This window comes from Streptomyces kanasensis (genome assembly GCF_043077165.1).
Classification (GTDB): Bacteria; Actinomycetota; Actinomycetes; order Streptomycetales; family Streptomycetaceae; genus Streptomyces; species Streptomyces changanensis.
The window spans coordinates 16,624-32,858 of record NZ_JBIBSF010000010.1 but is presented as its reverse complement, the minus strand read 5'-3'; the positions used below and the strand labels follow the sequence as shown (position 1 = coordinate 32,858).

The 16,235-nt window shown below is 73.5% G+C and carries 15 protein-coding genes; 13 read left to right on the top strand and 2 right to left on the bottom strand.

All coding sequences use genetic code 11. The features are described from left to right. Window positions 1-64: 64 nt before the first annotated feature. Complete coding sequence (locus ACF053_RS23640) at window positions 65-1,687, bottom strand: hypothetical protein (protein ID WP_391955782.1); 1,623 nt, start codon at window positions 1,685-1,687, stop codon at window positions 65-67. A gap of 197 nt (window positions 1,688-1,884) precedes the next feature. Beyond that, window positions 1,885-4,098 carry an elongation factor G-like protein EF-G2 gene (locus tag ACF053_RS23635; protein WP_391955781.1) on the bottom strand — a complete coding sequence of 738 codons (2,214 nt, stop codon included), beginning with the start codon at window positions 4,096-4,098 and terminating at the stop codon, window positions 1,885-1,887. 286 nt (window positions 4,099-4,384) lie between these two features. Here ACF053_RS23635 and pgsA point away from each other — a divergent pair, with 286 nt between their 5' ends. The 13 genes from pgsA (at window position 4,385) to secD (ending at window position 16,234) form a co-directional block, all read left to right on the top strand. Beyond that, window positions 4,385-5,053, top strand: coding sequence for a phosphatidylinositol phosphate synthase (gene pgsA / locus ACF053_RS23630; RefSeq protein ID WP_391955780.1), 669 nt, complete (start codon window positions 4,385-4,387; stop codon window positions 5,051-5,053). Further along, the gene (locus ACF053_RS23625; RefSeq protein WP_391955779.1) at window positions 5,050-5,961 is read left to right on the top strand and encodes a phosphatidylinositol mannoside acyltransferase; all 912 of its coding nucleotides are present in this window, start codon (window positions 5,050-5,052) and stop codon (window positions 5,959-5,961) included. The genes pgsA and ACF053_RS23625 overlap by 4 nt, the downstream gene beginning before the upstream one ends. After that, on the top strand, window positions 5,958-7,121 hold the full coding sequence (locus ACF053_RS23620) for a glycosyltransferase family 4 protein (protein ID WP_391955778.1): 1,164 nt from the start codon (window positions 5,958-5,960) through the stop codon (window positions 7,119-7,121). Before ACF053_RS23625 ends, ACF053_RS23620 begins: the two co-directional genes overlap by 4 nt. Before the next feature lie 13 nt (window positions 7,122-7,134). Further along, a complete protein-coding gene (locus ACF053_RS23615; RefSeq protein WP_391955777.1) occupies window positions 7,135-7,890 on the top strand; it encodes an N-acyl homoserine lactonase family protein in 756 nt (251 codons plus the stop codon). 10 nt (window positions 7,891-7,900) lie between these two features. Next, complete coding sequence (locus ACF053_RS23610) at window positions 7,901-8,443, top strand: hypothetical protein (RefSeq protein ID WP_391955776.1); 543 nt, start codon at window positions 7,901-7,903, stop codon at window positions 8,441-8,443. A 344-nt stretch (window positions 8,444-8,787) separates the two neighbouring features. Beyond that, window positions 8,788-9,702 carry a pyridoxal 5'-phosphate synthase lyase subunit PdxS gene (gene pdxS, locus ACF053_RS23605; protein ID WP_058942960.1) on the top strand — a complete coding sequence of 305 codons (915 nt, stop codon included), beginning with the start codon at window positions 8,788-8,790 and terminating at the stop codon, window positions 9,700-9,702. A 5-nt stretch (window positions 9,703-9,707) separates the two neighbouring features. Then, complete coding sequence (gene pdxT / locus ACF053_RS23600; RefSeq protein ID WP_391955775.1) at window positions 9,708-10,301, top strand: pyridoxal 5'-phosphate synthase glutaminase subunit PdxT; 594 nt, start codon at window positions 9,708-9,710, stop codon at window positions 10,299-10,301. Between the two features lie 63 nt (window positions 10,302-10,364). Then, window positions 10,365-11,117: a YebC/PmpR family DNA-binding transcriptional regulator gene (locus tag ACF053_RS23595; RefSeq protein WP_257375332.1), complete on the top strand. Its 753-nt coding sequence runs from the start codon at window positions 10,365-10,367 to the stop codon at window positions 11,115-11,117. Window positions 11,118-11,387: 270 nt separating this feature from the next. Further along, window positions 11,388-11,921: a crossover junction endodeoxyribonuclease RuvC gene (ruvC, locus tag ACF053_RS23590; protein ID WP_391955774.1), complete on the top strand. Its 534-nt coding sequence runs from the start codon at window positions 11,388-11,390 to the stop codon at window positions 11,919-11,921. Further along, a complete protein-coding gene (ruvA, locus tag ACF053_RS23585; RefSeq protein WP_391955773.1) occupies window positions 11,918-12,532 on the top strand; it encodes a Holliday junction branch migration protein RuvA in 615 nt (204 codons plus the stop codon). The genes ruvC and ruvA overlap by 4 nt, the downstream gene beginning before the upstream one ends. A gap of 37 nt (window positions 12,533-12,569) precedes the next feature. Next, window positions 12,570-13,640 carry a Holliday junction branch migration DNA helicase RuvB gene (ruvB, locus tag ACF053_RS23580; protein WP_391955772.1) on the top strand — a complete coding sequence of 357 codons (1,071 nt, stop codon included), beginning with the start codon at window positions 12,570-12,572 and terminating at the stop codon, window positions 13,638-13,640. A gap of 164 nt (window positions 13,641-13,804) precedes the next feature. Then, window positions 13,805-14,290, top strand: coding sequence for a preprotein translocase subunit YajC (yajC, locus tag ACF053_RS23575; RefSeq protein ID WP_391955771.1), 486 nt, complete (start codon window positions 13,805-13,807; stop codon window positions 14,288-14,290). 153 nt (window positions 14,291-14,443) lie between these two features. After that, window positions 14,444-16,234 (top strand): protein translocase subunit SecD, encoded by a 1,791-nt coding sequence (secD, locus tag ACF053_RS23570; protein WP_391955770.1) that lies wholly within the window; start codon window positions 14,444-14,446, stop codon window positions 16,232-16,234. Window position 16,235 lies beyond the last annotated feature (1 nt).

Here is a 16,235-nt window from a genome sequence, read left to right as displayed (position 1 = left end):
GCCCGGCCGGCGTGCGACCGCCGGCCCCGGCGGCGTCCCCGCGCCCCGGGGCCCGCTCCGCGGGTCAGGCGTCGTACACGTCGGCCTTCCGGGGTGCCGGGTCGGCGGTGAAGTTGCTGCCGGCGAGCGAGCTGGTGTCCACGCCGTGCTCGTCGAGCATCCTGACCGTCGCGGCGTGCACGGCGCGCATGACGGGCGTGGAGGCGCGGATGACGTCGTCCGCCATGAAGCGGTGCTTCCACGGCGGCTCCGCCCAGGCGTGCCGCAGACCGAAGGGCTCGGGCAGGACGAGCTTGCCGCCGAGGAACTCGAGGACCGGCGGGAACCACGTGAGCGGGGCGCGGACGGCCAGCCGCACGACCTCGTTGGTCTCCACGAGGGGGAGCTTGATCTCGCGGGTCTCCCAGAAGCGGACGGTCTTGGAGACCTCCCGGGTCTTCGCGGCGGGCTTGCTCGTGAAGAGGGAGTGGACGGGGCCGAGCGCGTGCCCCGAGACCTCGATGCGCAGCGTGTGGAGCAGGGCGGTGACCGTGACGAGCATCGTCAGGACCAGCTGGCCGTCCCACAGGACGAACTGCACGCCCAGGTAGTGGCGGTTGCCCTTGCCGAACTGGTTCTCGTTGCAGATGCGCTGGATCTCGTGCGGCTTGACCTGGTACATGACCACGTCCTCGCCGTCGGGGCGGGCGACCTCCTTGGCGCCGTCGCCGACGGGCACCACGACCCAGTGGTGGACGGACGGGCTGGGGAAGCCCGTCTTCAGCGAGCCGCGTTCGAGCAGCTTCAGCTGGTCGTGGATGGGCCGTATGACGTCCCAGGTGCGGAAGGCGTGGATCTCCTTGCCGTCGCGGGGCTTCAGTTCCTCCGCGAGGTGCCAGCCGCCCCAGCGCGTGCCCATGCCGAGTATGCCGCGCGGGCCGGCGTAGAAGACGATGTTGGAGCGCTGCTCGGCGGTGAGCTTCTCCAGGGACTGGCGCAGCTCCTCGGCGGCGGTCTCACCGGGGCTCTGCGGGACGGCCTCGGGGATCTTCGCGGCGACGCCGCCCCCGCTCAGCAGCGCCTCCCAGCGGGTCCGCAGGTCGCGGGCGGTCGTCTCGCAGACGTGCTTGGCGAGGAACCAGCCGGCCACCGGCGCGATGATCGCGGCCCGTACGTACAGCGGCCAGAAACCGTCCAGCGGCAGCTTCCACAGGGCCAGCACGGCGAGCATGCCGACGCCGACGAGGAGGGTGGTGCCGGCGGCGCCGGCCCGCTTGTTGGCGGCGCCGGCCAGCGAGCGGCGGATCTGGAAGACGACCAGCCACAGGAGCAGGCCGGGGAGGAACACCACGCCGCAGAGCAGGGTGATGAGTGTCAGGCGCAGGTCCCGCTCCTTGCGGATGCGGTTGGCGGCGAGGCAGTGCTCGACGACCGGCTGCGGGTCGGTGCCGAAGGACTGGATGACCGGCTTGCGGGCGCCGCCGAGCATGCGGGCCACCACGGCCCGGGAGAACGCCTCGCCCAGGTTGGGTTCGAAGAGGGAGAACTTCCCCTTCTTGACGGTCGACTCGTACCAGGCGTTGTTCGCCTTGAGGATGTCGTCGACCGGGCTGTCGCGGTACGCGGCGGAGGCCAGGGCGTTCGTGGCCACCGCCTGTCCGGCCGAGCCCTGGAGCGGGACCTGTGCCCCGGGACCGAAACTGTCCATTGTCGCCTTCGCCCCCATCGACGCACGTGCCGTGCCGCATTCCTGACCCCGCACTGCGGCCCTGCCCAACTCGACCGTGTCGCACACCTGCTGAGTGGGGCGCTCCAGCCTATCGGGGAGTCGGCCCGCGCGTCAGTGGGAACCGGGACAGCCGAAGGCCGCCCGCCGGGAGGGGACCGGCGGACGGCCCGGCCCGGTCAGCGGGCGGCCCGCTCGGGTTCCTCCTTGCGCAGCCGGTCGGCGACGTGCGGCGGCATGGCCTCGTGGCGTGCGTAGGAGCGGCCGAAACGGCCCGTGCCGTGGGCGAGGGAGCGGAGGTCGACGGCGTACCGGCCGATCTCCAGCTCGGGCACCTCGGCGCGGACGAGGGTCCGCCCGGGGCCGGCCTGCTCGGTGCCGACGACGCGCCCGCGGCGGCCGGAGAGGTCGCTCATGACGGGACCGACGTACTCGTCCGGGACGAGGACGCGGACCTCGGCGACGGGCTCCAGCAGGTTGACGGGGATGCCCGCGGCGGCCTCGCGCAGGGCCAGGGCGCCGGCGGTCTGGAAGGCGGCGTCGGAGGAGTCCACCGAGTGCGCCTTGCCGTCGACCAGGGTGACGCGGACGTCGACGAGGGGGTACCCGGCGGCGACGCCGCGGGCGGCCTGGGCGCGGACGCCCTTCTCCACCGACGGGATGAACTGCCGCGGCACGGCGCCACCGACGACCTTGTCGACGAACTCGATGCCGGAGCCGGGCGGCAGGGGCTCCACCTCGATGTCGCAGATGGCGAACTGGCCGTGCCCGCCGGACTGCTTGACGTGGCGTCCGCGCGCGGTGGCGGGGGCGCCGAAGGTCTCGCGGAGCGCGACCCGGTGGGGCACGGCGTCGACCTGGACGCCGTAACGGCCGCGCAGCCGTTCGAGGGCGACGTCCACGTGCGCCTCGCCGAGGCACCACAGGACGACCTGGTGGGTGTCCGGGTTCTGCTCCAGGCGCATGGTGGGGTCCTCGGCGGCGAGCCGCGCCAGCCCCTGGGAGAGCTTGTCCTCGTCGGCCTTGCTGCGGGCCTGGATGGCCAGGGGCAGCAGCGGGTCGGGCATGCTCCAGGGCTCCATGAGGAGCGGGTCGTCCTTGGCCGACAGGGTGTCGCCGGTCTCGGCGCGGGAGAGCTTGGCGACGCAGGCGAGGTCGCCCGCGACGCAGTGGTCCATCGGGCGCTGCTGCTTGCCGAACGGGGAGAACAGGGAGCCGACGCGCTCGTCGACGTCGTGGTCCTCGTGACCGCGGTCGGCGAGGCCGTGGCCGGAGACGTGGACCGTCTCGTCGGGGCGGAGCGTGCCGGAGAAGACGCGGACCAGGGAGATGCGGCCGACGTACGGGTCGGACGTGGTCTTGACGACCTCCGCGGCCAGCGGGCCGTCCGGGTCGCAGGACAGGGCGGGGCGGGGCTCGCCGCGCGGGGTGGTGACCCCGGGGGCGGGGCGCTCCAGCGGTGTGGGGAAGCCGCGGGTGATCAGGTCGAGGAGTTCCACGGTGCCCAGGCCCTGCCGGCCGCCCGGGGCGGCGGGCGCGGCGGCGAGCACGGGGTGGAAGCTGCCCCGGGCGACGGCCTTCTCCAGGTCCTCGACGAGCGTCTTGAGGTCGATGTCCTCCCCGGCGAGGTAGCGGTCCATGAGGGTCTCGTCCTCGCTCTCCGCGATGATGCCCTCGATGAGCCGGTTGCGGGCCTCCTCGATCAGGGGGAGCTGCGCGTCGTCCGGAGGGTCCTCGCGCCGCTCGCCGGTGGAGTAGTCGAAGATCCGGCGGGTGAGGAGGCCGACGAGGCCGGTGGCGGGGGCGTGCCCGTCGGCGGCCTCCGGGCCGAGGACGGGGAGGTAGAGCGGGAGGACGGCGTCGGGGTCGTCGCCGCCGAAGAGCTCGCCGCAGACGCGGGTGAGCTGCTCGTAGTCGGTGCGCGCGGTGTCGAGGTGGGTGACGACGATCGCGCGGGGCATGCCGACGGCCGCGCACTCCTCCCAGATCAGCCGGGTCGAACCGGCGACGGCGCCCTCCTCCTGGGCGGCCGAGACGACGAAGAGCGCCGCGTCGGCGGCCCGCAGTCCGGCGCGGAGCTCGCCGACGAAGTCCGCGTAGCCGGGGGCGTCGAGGAGGTTGATCTTGCAACCGTCCCACTCGACGGGGACGAGGGAGAGCTGTACCGACCGCTGCCTGCGGTGTTCGATCTCGTCGTGGTCGGAGAGGGTGGAGCCGTCCTCCACGCGCCCCGCCCGGTTGACGGCACCCGCGGTGAGCGCGAGAGCCTCGACGAGGGTGGTCTTGCCGGATCCGCTGTGGCCGACCAGCACCACGTTCCTGATGGATGGGGGCTGGTCGGCCGTAGCCGCCCTGCCGGCGGCCCCGAGGTGGGTGTTCGCCTTGTCGCCCATGGTTCTTCCTCCCGATCGCTGGTGGACGGTGAGGTGGGGGGCGCGGGCTCGTCATGGGGAGCGGGGTGGGGGCGCGGCGGCCCCGGCCCGGGCGGGTCGGCTCCGGCGGTGCCCGCGGTCGTCCTTCGAGCTTTCCACCCCTCCGGGGCTGCGTCCATACGTCGGACATCGACCGACGTCGGAGGGCTGCCGCGGGTGCCCGGGGGTTTGCCGGCACGGTCCGTGGCTACGATGGGCCAGCCGGTGGCCGAAGGGGCCGCCCGGCCACCTACCCCTCGGGAAGGCCATGCTGAACAAGTACGCGCGTGCGTTCTTCACGCGTGTTCTCACACCGTTCGCCGCGTTTCTCCTCCGCCGCGGGGTGACCCCCGACGCGGTGACGCTCGTGGGTACCGCGGGCGTCGTGGCGGGAGCGCTGGTCTTCTTCCCGCGCGGGGAGTTCTTCTGGGGCACGATCGTGATCACGCTGTTCGTGTTCTCCGACCTCGTCGACGGCAACATGGCACGTCAGGCCGGTGTGTCCAGCCGGTGGGGCGCGTTCCTCGACTCCACGCTGGACCGCGTCGCCGACGGAGCCGTCTTCGGCGGCTTCGCGCTCTGGTACGCCGGCGCCGGTGATGACGACGTGCTGTGCGCGGTGTCCATCTTCTGCCTGGCCAGCGGGCAGGTCGTGTCGTACACGAAGGCGCGGGGAGAGTCGATCGGGCTGCCCGTCGCGGTGAACGGCCTGGTCGAGCGGGCCGAGCGGCTCGTCGTGTCGCTGGTCGCCGCCGGACTCGCCGGCCTGCACGCCTTCGGCGTGCCCGGCGTCAAGATCCTGCTGCCCGTCGCCCTGTGGGTGGTGGCCGTCGGCAGCGCGGTGACCCTGGGGCAGCGGGTCGTCACGGTCCGCCGCGAGGCCGCGGAGGCCGACGCCGGCGGAAGTACTCCGAGGGGGAGCGAGGCCACGTCATGAGCGCGATGAGGGACCGGCTGACAGACGCGCTCTACGGGGCGGGCTGGAGCACGGTGAAGAAGCTCCCCGCGCCCGTCGCCGCCGCGCTCGGGCAGCGCATCGCCGACACGGCGTGGAGGCGGCGCGGCAAGGGCGTGCTGCGGCTGGAGGCGAACCTGGCCCGGGTCGTGCCCGACGCGACCCCGCAGCGCCTCGCGGAGCTCTCCCGCGCCGGGATGCGCTCGTACATGCGGTACTGGATGGAGTCCTTCCGGCTGCCGACGTGGAGCGAGGAGCAGGTGCGCCGGGCCGTCGACATCAAGGACATCGACCGCCTGACCGACACCCTCGCGGCCGGCCGGGGCGTCGTCCTGGCGCTCCCGCACCTCGCCAACTGGGACCTCGCCGGCGTGTGGGCGACCCGGGCGCTCGGCGTGCCGTTCACGACGGTCGCCGAGCGGCTGGAGCCCGAGTCGCTGTACGACCGGTTCGTGGCGTACCGCGAGTCGCTGGGCATGGAGGTGATCCCGCACACCGGCGGCAGCGCCTTCGGCGCGCTCGCCCGGCGGCTGCGCTCCGGCGGGCTGGTGTGCCTCGTCGCGGACCGCGACCTGTCGGCGTCCGGCGTCGAGGTCGACTTCTTCGGCGAGCGGGCACGGATGCCCGCCGGGCCCGCGCTGCTCGCCCAGCAGACCGGCGCGCTGCTGCTGGCCGCCACGCTCTGGTACGACGACGCGTCGACGATGCGGGGACAGATCCACCCTCCGGTGGACGTGCCCGCCTCGGGCACGCGCGCCGAGAAGACCGCCGTGATGACCCAGGCGCTGGCCGACGCCTTCGCCGGCGGGATCGCCGAGCACCCGGAGGACTGGCACATGCTGCAGCGGCTGTGGCTCGCCGACCTGGAGACCCCCGGGGGCCCCGCGTGAGGATCGGCATCGTCTGCCCCTACTCGTGGGACGTCCCGGGCGGCGTCCAGTTCCACATCCGCGACCTGGCCGAGCACCTGATCCGCCTCGGCCACCACGTCTCGGTGCTCGCCCCGGCCGACGACGGGACGCCGCTGCCGCCGTACGTGGTCTCGGCCGGCCGGGCCGTCCCCGTCCCGTACAACGGCTCCGTGGCCCGGCTGAACTTCGGGTTCCTGTCGGCGGCGCGGGTGCGGCGGTGGCTGCACGAGGGCACCTTCGACGTCATCCACATCCACGAGCCGGCGTCGCCGTCCCTGGGCCTGCTCGCCTGCTGGGCCGCGCAGGGACCGATCGTCGCCACGTTCCACACGTCGAACCCCCGCTCGCGCGCGATGATCGCCGCGTACCCGATCCTCCAGCCCGCGCTGGAGAAGATCCGCGCGCGGATCGCGGTGAGCGAGTACGCCCGGCGCACGCTGGTGGAGCACCTCGGCGGTGACGCCGTCGTCATCCCCAACGGCGTGGACGTCGACTTCTTCGCCCGCGCCGAGCCGAAGGCCGCCTGGCAGGGGGGCACACTCGGCTTCATCGGCCGCATCGACGAGCCGCGCAAGGGGCTCCCCGTCCTGATGAAGGCGCTCCCGCGCATCCTCGACGCCCGTCCCGACACGCGGCTGCTGGTCGCCGGCCGGGGCGACGAGGAGGAGGCCGTGGCGTCCCTGCCCGCCGAGATGCGCGAGCGCGTGGAGTTCCTCGGCATGGTCAGCGACGAGGACAAGGCACGGCTGCTGCGCAGCGTGGACGTGTACGTGGCGCCCAACACCGGCGGCGAGAGCTTCGGCATCATCCTCGTCGAGGCCCTGTCGGCGGGCGCGCCCGTGCTCGCCAGCGACCTCGACGCGTTCGCCCAGGTCCTGGACCGGGGCGCGGCCGGTGAGCTCTTCGCCAACGAGGACGCCGACGCCCTCGCCGACGCGGCGGTCCGCCTCCTCGACGACGCGCCGCGCCGCGCGGAGCTCAGCGCGCGGGGCAGCGCGCACGTACGGCGCTTCGACTGGTCGACGGTCGGGGCGGACATCCTGGCGGTGTACGAGACCGTCACCGACGGTGCCGCCTCCGTCGCGACCGACGAGCGGACCACGGGTCTGCTGGCGCGCTGGGGGCTGGCACGCGATTGAGGGGGGTGCCGCGATGGCGGCGGACACGATCGTCCACCGGCTGGACCTGGGGTACTTCGTACGGCCCGCGGTGGAGACCGGCACCGGCCTGCCGCGGGTGGAGCCGGTCCTGGCCTACCTCGTGCGCCACGAGGCGGGCCTGCTGCTGTTCGACACCGGCATCGGGGCGGGCGACCCGGAGGCCGAGGCACACTACCGGCCCCGGCGGCGGGACCTGCGGGCCGCGCTCGCCGGCGTGGGGGCCGCGCCCGGGGACGTCCGGCTCGTGGTCAACTGCCACCTCCACTTCGACCACTGCGGGGGCAACCCCGCACTGGCCGGGCGCCCCGTGCTCGTGCAGCGCACGGAACTCGCCACCGCCCGGGCGGGCGGCCACACCATCGACGCCCTGGTGGACCACCCCGGCGCCCGGTACGAGGAGCTCGACGGCGAGGCCGAGGTGTGGCCCGGCGTGAGCGTCGTCCCGACCCCCGGGCACACCGAGGGCCACCAGTCGCTGGTGGTGTCCGGCGCCGGGGGGACGACCGTCCTCGCCGGGCAGGCCCGGGACTTCGCGTCGGAGTTCGCCTCCGACGAGATGGCCCGCCGGGCCGGGCTCGACGCCCCCGGCACCGACCGGCCGCCCCACCCGCGCTGGCTCGACCGGCTGGCCGACTTCGCCCCGGGGCGGGTGCTGTTCGCCCACGACCGGTCCGTGTGGGAGGGCACGATGCCGCCGGGCGGGGGCGCCCCGCGGACGGGGGAGGGGCCGGCGCGGCCGCCCCGGTAGCCTTCGGCCCGTGACCGTAACGCTGATCTGGATCGCCGTCGCCCTCGTCGCGATCGGCCTGTACCTGAGCTGGACCGCGGGGCGGCTCGACCGGCTGCACGCCCGCATCGACGCCGCACGCGCCGCGCTCGACGCCCAGTTGCTGCGCCGCGCCTCGGTCGCCCAGGAGCTGGCCACCGCCGGGATCCTCGACCCGGCGGCGTCGATCGTCCTCTACCAGGCCGCCCACGCGGCCCGGCAGGCCGAGGAGGAGCAGCGGGAGGTCGCCGAGAGCGAGCTGAGCCAGGCGCTGCGCGCGGTGTTCGGCGAGCCGGAGCAGATGGAGGCCGTACGGGAGGTGCCCGGCGGCGACGAGGCGGCCGGCGAACTGGCCGCGGCGGTGCGCCGGGTGCCGATGGCCCGCCGGTTCCACAACGACGCCGTGCGCGCGGCCCGGGCGCTGCGCAGGCACCGTACGGTGCGGTGGTTCCGGCTCGCGGGGCACGCGCCGTTCCCGTTGGCGTTCGAGATGGACGACGAGCCGCCGGTGGCCCTCGCGGACCGGGCGGCCTGAGGGCGTACGAGCGGCACCCGTGGCGGGCACTCCCGTCGGGCCCGCGTCGGCCGGTCGGCCGCGCGCGCGCCGGACGGCGCGGGGCCGGGGCTCCGCGCGTCGCGCGTCGGGTGCGGGGCCCGGGCGGGCGCGTCGCCGGGCCGGCGCCGGGTACCCGGGCGGCCGGTGGACCGCGCCCCGGCCGCATCCGCATCCGCCGCGCCGCGGCCCGGACGCCGGGCGTTCCCACAAAACGAGCCACCACCTCACCATTGGCCCTTGCTGTGGACTGGGTGGGGCGTGTTTCCTCGCCTGTGTTGTCCCCGGGTCGTCGTACCCGCCCCGTATGCCCGAGTGAGGTCTTCGTGTCCACCACGCCCACCACCACCCCGCAGTCCCCCGAGACCGGCACCGCCCGCGTGAAGCGCGGCATGGCGGAGCAGCTCAAGGGCGGCGTGATCATGGACGTCGTCACGCCGGAGCAGGCGAAGATCGCCGAGGACGCCGGTGCCGTCGCCGTCATGGCCCTGGAGCGGGTGCCCGCCGACATCCGCAAGGACGGCGGCGTCGCCCGCATGTCCGACCCGGACATGATCGAGGGCATCATCGAGGCCGTCTCGATCCCCGTCATGGCCAAGTCCCGCATCGGCCACTTCGTCGAGGCGCAGGTCCTGCAGTCCCTCGGCGTCGACTACATCGACGAGTCCGAGGTCCTCACCCCGGCCGACGAGGTCAACCACTCCGACAAGTGGGCCTTCACCACCCCGTTCGTCTGCGGCGCCACCAACCTCGGCGAGGCCCTGCGCCGCATCGCCGAGGGCGCGGCCATGATCCGCTCCAAGGGCGAGGCCGGCACGGGCAACGTCGTGGAGGCCGTCCGCCACCTGCGCCAGATCAAGAACGAGATCGCCCGGCTGCGCGGCTACGACAACAACGAGCTGTTCGCCGCCGCCAAGGAGCTGCGCGCCCCGTACGAGCTGGTCAAGGAGGTCGCCGAGCTCGGCAAGCTGCCGGTCGTGCTGTTCTCCGCCGGTGGCGTCGCCACCCCGGCCGACGCCGCGCTCATGCGCCAGCTCGGCGCCGAGGGCGTCTTCGTCGGCTCCGGCATCTTCAAGTCCGGCGACCCGGCCAAGCGCGCCGCCGCCATCGTGAAGGCCACCACCTTCTACGACGACCCGAAGATCATCGCCGACGCGTCCCGCAACCTGGGCGAGGCCATGGTGGGCATCAACTGCGACACCCTGCCCGAGGCCGAGCGCTACGCGAACCGGGGCTGGTAACACCCATGGGCAACACCCCCGTCGTCGGCGTCCTGGCCCTCCAGGGCGACATCCGGGAGCACCTGATCGCCCTGGCCGCGGCGGACGTCGTGGCCAGGCCGGTCCGGCGCCCCGAAGAGCTCGCCGAGGTCGACGGACTGGTCATCCCGGGCGGCGAGTCCACGACCATCTCCAAGCTGGCGCACCTCTTCGGCATGATGGAGCCGCTGCGCGGGCGCGTCGCGGCCGGCATGCCCGTCTACGGCACCTGCGCCGGGCTCATCATGCTCGCCGACAAGATCCTCGACCCGCGCTCGGGTCAGGAGACGCTCGGCGGCATCGACATGATCGTCCGCCGCAACGCCTTCGGGCGGCAGAACGAGTCCTTCGAGGCGCGCGTCGACGTGACCGGTGTCGAGGGCGGCCCCGTGGAGGGCGTCTTCATCCGCGCCCCGTGGGTCGAGTCCGTCGGTGCCTCCACCGAGGTCCTCGCCCGGTACGACGGCCACATCGTCGCGGTGCGCCAGGGCAACGCGCTCGCCACCTCGTTCCACCCCGAGCTCACCGGGGACCACCGGCTGCACGCCCTGTTCGTCGACATGGTGCGCGCCGCGCTCTGATGAGATCCCGGTAGGATCGCCGGTGGTTCGTTCTGAATTGGGTTACGCGAAGGAGACAGGCAGATGTCCGGCCACTCTAAATGGGCTACGACGAAGCACAAGAAGGCCGTGATCGACGCCAAGCGCGGCAAGCTCTTCGCGAAGCTGATCAAGAACATCGAGGTCGCGGCCCGTACCGGCGGTGCCGACCCGGACGGCAACCCGACCCTCTTCGACGCCATCCAGAAGGCCAAGAAGAGCTCGGTGCCGAACAAGAACATCGACTCCGCGGTCAAGCGCGGCGCCGGCCTGGAGGCCGGTGGCGCCGACTACGAGACGATCATGTACGAGGGCTACGGCCCGAACGGCGTCGCGGTGCTCATCGAGTGCCTCACGGACAACCGCAACCGCGCCGCCTCCGACGTGCGCGTCGCCATGACCCGCAACGGCGGCTCGATGGCCGACCCGGGCTCGGTGTCGTACCTCTTCCACCGCAAGGGCGTGGTGATCGTCCCCAAGGGCGAGCTGACCGAGGACGACGTGCTCGGCGCGGTCCTCGACGCCGGCGCGGAGGAGGTCAACGACCTCGGTGACACCTTCGAGGTGATCAGCGAGGCCACCGACCTGGTCGCGGTCCGCACCGCCCTGCAGGAGGCCGGCATCGACTACGACTCGGCCGACGCCAACTTCGTCCCGACCATGCAGGTCGAGCTGGACGAGGAGGGCGCGCGCAAGATCTTCAAGCTGATCGACGCGCTGGAGGACAGCGACGACGTGCAGAACGTCTTCGCCAACTTCGACGTCTCGGACGACGTGATGGCGAAGGTCGACGCCTGACCCACGGCGCGACGGCGCCCGACGCGACGGGCCGACGGGACACACCCCCGTCGGCCCGTCGCGTTGTCGGAGGCAGCGGTTACCCTGGCCAACCGCGACCACCGCCTCGAAGGCGAGGGCGCCGGCCGGCCGTTCCACACGGACGCGACGGCCGCCCGCGCCGGAACGCCGGGGCCGACGGGACCGACGGAGCCGATAGGCCCACCGGGGCCGACGGACCGGTGGACCGCGACGGACCCGAGGAACGACAGACACAAGGGGAGGGGCCACATGCGTGTTCTGGGGGTGGACCCGGGCCTGACCCGCTGCGGCGTCGGCGTCGTCGAAGGGGTCGCCGGCCGGCCCCTCACCATGCTCGGCGTCGGCGTCGTCCGCACGCCCGCCGACGCCGACATCGGCCACCGGCTCGTCGCCATCGAGCGCGGCCTCGAGGAGTGGCTCGACGAGCACCGGCCCGAACTGGTCGCCGTCGAGCGGGTCTTCAGCCAGCACAACGTCCGCACCGTCATGGGCACCGCCCAGGCCAGCGCCGTCGCCATGCTCTGCGCCTCCCGGCGCGGCATCCCCGTCGCCCTGCACACCCCCAGCGAGGTCAAGGCCGCCGTCACCGGCAGCGGCCGCGCCGACAAGGCGCAGGTCGGCGCCATGGTCACCCGGCTCCTGCGGCTCGCCGCACCGCCGAAGCCCGCCGACGCCGCCGACGCCCTCGCCCTCGCCATCTGCCACATCTGGCGCGCCCCCGCCCAGAACCGCCTCCAGCAGGCGGTCGCCGCACAGCTCGCGTCGAAAGGCCGTACCGCATGATCGCCTTCGTGACCGGCCCGGTCGCCGCCCTCGCCCCGACGACCGCAGTCGTCGAGGTCGGCGGCGTCGGCATGGCCGTCCAGTGCACGCCGAACACCCTCTCCACGCTGAGGATCGGTCAGGAGGCACGGCTGCACACGTCGTTGGTCGTCCGGGAGGACTCCCTCACCCTCTACGGCTTCGCCGACGACGACGAGCGGCAGGTCTTCGAGCTCCTCCAGACCGCCAGCGGCGTCGGCCCCCGGCTCGCGCAGGCCATGCTCGCCGTCCACACCCCGGACGCCCTGCGCGCGGCCGTCGCCTCCGGTGACGAGAAGGCGCTGACGGCCGTGCCCGGCATCGGCAAGAAGGGCGCCCAGAAGCTCCTGCTGGAGCTGAAGGACCGGCTCGGCGAGCCCCTCGGCACCGTCCGCCCCGGCGGCGCCGCCCCGACCGGCGCGCCCGGCTGGCGCGACCAGCTCCACGCGGCGCTCGTCGGCCTCGGGTACGCCGCGCGCGAGGCCGACGAGGCGGTCACCGCCGTCACCCCGCAGGCCGAGGCCGCCGACGGCGACCCGCAGGTCGGCCGGCTGCTCAAGGCCGCCCTGCAGACCCTGAACCGGGCCCGCTGACCCCGCAGCCCCACCACCACACCGCGAGGCACACCACATGAACTGGGACGAGACGACCGACGCCACCGCCCCCGAGCGGCTCGTCGGCGCGTCCGCCGACGGCGACGACCAGGCCGTCGAGGCGGCGCTGCGCCCCAAGGACCTGGACGAGTTCATCGGCCAGGAGAAGGTCCGCGAGCAGCTCGACCTCGTCCTGAAGGCCGCCCGTGCCCGCGGTGCCACCGCCGACCACGTCCTGCTCTCCGGCGCCCCCGGCCTCGGCAAGACGACCCTCTCCATGATCATCGCGGCGGAGATGGGCGCCCCGATCCGCATCACCTCCGGTCCGGCCATCCAGCACGCCGGCGACCTCGCGGCGATCCTCTCCTCCCTCCAGGAGGGGGAGGTCCTCTTCCTCGACGAGATCCACCGCATGTCCCGGCCCGCCGAGGAGATGCTGTACATGGCCATGGAGGACTTCCGCGTCGACGTGATCGTCGGCAAGGGTCCGGGCGCCACGGCCATCCCGCTCGAACTGCCGCCCTTCACCCTCGTCGGCGCCACGACCCGGGCCGGACTCCTCCCGCCGCCCCTGCGCGACCGTTTCGGCTTCACCGGGCACATGGAGTTCTACGCCCCCGCCGAGCTGGAACGCGTCGTCCACCGCTCGGCCCTCCTCCTCGACGTCGAGATCGACGCCGAGGGCGCCGCCGAGATCGCCGGCCGCTCCCGCGGCACCCCCCGCATCGCCAACCGCCTGCTGCGCCGGGTCCGCGACTACGCGCAGGTCAGGGCCGACGGCGTGATCACCCGGGAGATCGCGGCGACCGCGCTCGGCGTGTACGAGGTGGACGAGCGCGGCCTGGACCGGCTGGACCGCGCCGTACTGGAGGCCCTGCTGAAGCTCTTCGGCGGCGGGCCCGTCGGCCTGTCGACCCTCGCCGTGGCCGTGGGGGAGGAGCGCGAGACCGTCGAGGAGGTCGCCGAGCCCTTCCTCGTACGGGAGGGGCTGCTCGCCCGCACCCCCCGGGGCCGGGTCGCGACCCCCGCCGCGTGGGCCCACCTCGGGCTCGCACCACCGCAGGCGGCGGGCCCGGCGACCGGGCAGCCGGGGCTGTTCGAGACGTGACGGCGCGGAGACTCGCACCGCCAGGAACCCCGGTGCGATGCTGGGCGTTGTTCCATCGATGCGGACTCGCCTAGACTCCGCCGATGCCGCCCTTTCAGGTCGGCGTACCCACCCCCGTAGACCAGGCCGCTCACCAGCGCGGTCGTGCGAAGGAATCCCGTCCCGTGGACATTCTGACCCTCCTCCCCTTCATTGTGCTCATCGGGGCCATGTTCCTGATGACCCGCTCTGCGAAGAAGAAGCAGCAGCAGGCCGCGGAAATGCGGAACCAGATGCAGCCCGGCACCGGCGTGCGCACGATCGGGGGGATGTACGCCACCGTCAAGGAGGTCGGTGACGACACCGTCCTCCTCGAGGTCGCACCGGGCGTGCACGCCGTCTACGCCAAGAACGCCATCGGCGCCGTCCTCGACGACGACGAGTACAACCGCATCGTCCACGGCGACACGGGCGCGGACGCCGGCGACGGCGACCTGCCGGTCGTGCCGGACGACGCCTCCTCGCTCGTCCGGCCCGCCGGTGACGCCACCGCCTCCGGTGACACCGAGGACACCGCCAAGCCGGACCTCACGAAGAAGGCCGACGCGGACGACACCGCGCGGGGGGACGTCAAGGACGGCAAGACCGACGGCGAGGCCGACGCGAAGTAGTCACGCACGGGGACCGCGGGGCGCCTACGCGCCCGACCGGTCCCCTGACCGCGTGACCACATCGTGCATCTGCGGGGGCAGGTCCCCACACACACTTCGTGGCCGCCCCGCGCACACCCGGCGCGGGGCGGTTGGACAGGGAGAAACGACAAGGTGGCAGCACCGAAGAAGGGCAGAAGGCCGTCGGGGGGCCAGGGGAGGCCGGGGCGTGCCCTGGCACTCATCCTGATCGCGATGGTCGCGCTCACCGGCGGGATGTTCTGGTCCGGTCACACCACGCCGCGCCTCGGCATCGACCTGGCGGGTGGCACGACCATCACGCTGAAGGCCGAGGCCGAGCCCGGCAAGGAAGACGCCGTCAACGAGACCAACATGAACACGGCGATCGGCATCATCGAGCGCCGCGTCAACGGTCTGGGCGTCCAGGAGGCCGAGGTCCAGAAGCAGGGCACGGACAACATCATCGTCAACATCCCCAAGGGGACCGACGAGGAGCAGGCCCGCCAGCAGGTGGGCACCACCGCCCAGCTGTACTTCCGCCCGGTCGTGGCCGTCGCGGCCAGCGAACCGGCCATGCCGGAGCCCTCCACCTCCACCGGCCCGTCCGGCAGCCCCGGCCCCTCGGCGTCCCCGTCCGGCAAGGGCGGCACGGACGAGGGTGACAAGGCCACCGCACCGGGGTCGTCCCCGTCCCCGAGCGCCACCACGCAGGGCCGCGCGCTGACCGACGCGCTGAAGAAGGCCCCCAGCCCCTCGGGCAGCCCCTCCGGCGCGCCGAGCCCGAGCGGCTCGACGCTGCCCGCCCCGGCCGTCTCGCCGTCGGCCGACCCGGCCGCCGACGCCGGCCTCCAGGCGAAGTTCGCGGCGCTCAACTGCGCCGACCCGAAGCAGCGCGCCTCCGTGGGCAAGTCCGCCAAGCCGACCGAGCCCACCGTCGCCTGTGGGCGAAACGGCCTGGGCCAGTGGGAGAAGTACCTCCTCGGCCCGTCCGAGGTGGACGGCAAGGAGGTCGACGACGCGAAGGGCGTGCTCGACTCCCAGCGCGGCATCTGGATCGTGCAGCTGGAGTTCAACGGCAAGGGCGCGAAGGAGTTCGCCGAGATCACCGGCCGCCTCGCCAGCCAGCCCGAGCCGCAGAACCGCTTCGCCATCGCCCTCGACGGCGAGGTCGTCTCCGCGCCGTCCGTCGACGCCGCCATCCCCGGCGGCCGGGCGGAGATCTCCGGCAGCTTCAACCAGGAGTCCGCCCAGGACCTGGGCAACATCCTGTCGTACGGTGCGCTGCCGCTCTCCTTCGAGGAGCAGTCCGTCACCACCGTCACCGCCGCCCTCGGTGGCGAGCAGCTGCGGGCCGGCCTGATCGCCGGCGCGATCGGCCTCGCGCTCGTCATCATCTACCTGGTGGCGTACTACCGCGGCCTGTCGCTGATCGCGATCCTCTCGCTGGGGGCGTCCGCCGTCCTCACCTACACGATCATGTCGCTGCTCGGCCCGGCCATCGGCTTCGCGCTGAACCTGCCCGCCGTCTGCGGCGCGATCGTGGCGATCGGCATCACCGCCGACTCGTTCATCGTGTACTTCGAGCGCATCCGCGACGAGATCCGCGAGGGCCGCACGCTGCGCCCGGCCGTCGAGCGCGCCTGGCCGCGCGCCCGCCGCACCATCCTCGTCTCGGACTTCGTGTCCTTCCTCGCCGCCGCGGTGCTCTTCATCGTCACCGTCGGCAAGGTCCAGGGATTCGCGTTCACGCTCGGCCTGACCACGCTCCTCGACGTCGTGGTGGTGTTCCTCTTCACCAAGCCGCTGATGACGATCCTGGCCCGCGGCAAGTTCTTCGGCGGCCAGCACCCCTGGTCCGGCCTGGACCCGAAGCGGCTGGGCGCGCAGCCGCCGCTGCGCCGCACCCGCCGCGCACCCGCCCCGATCGAACCGAAGGAGGCGTGAG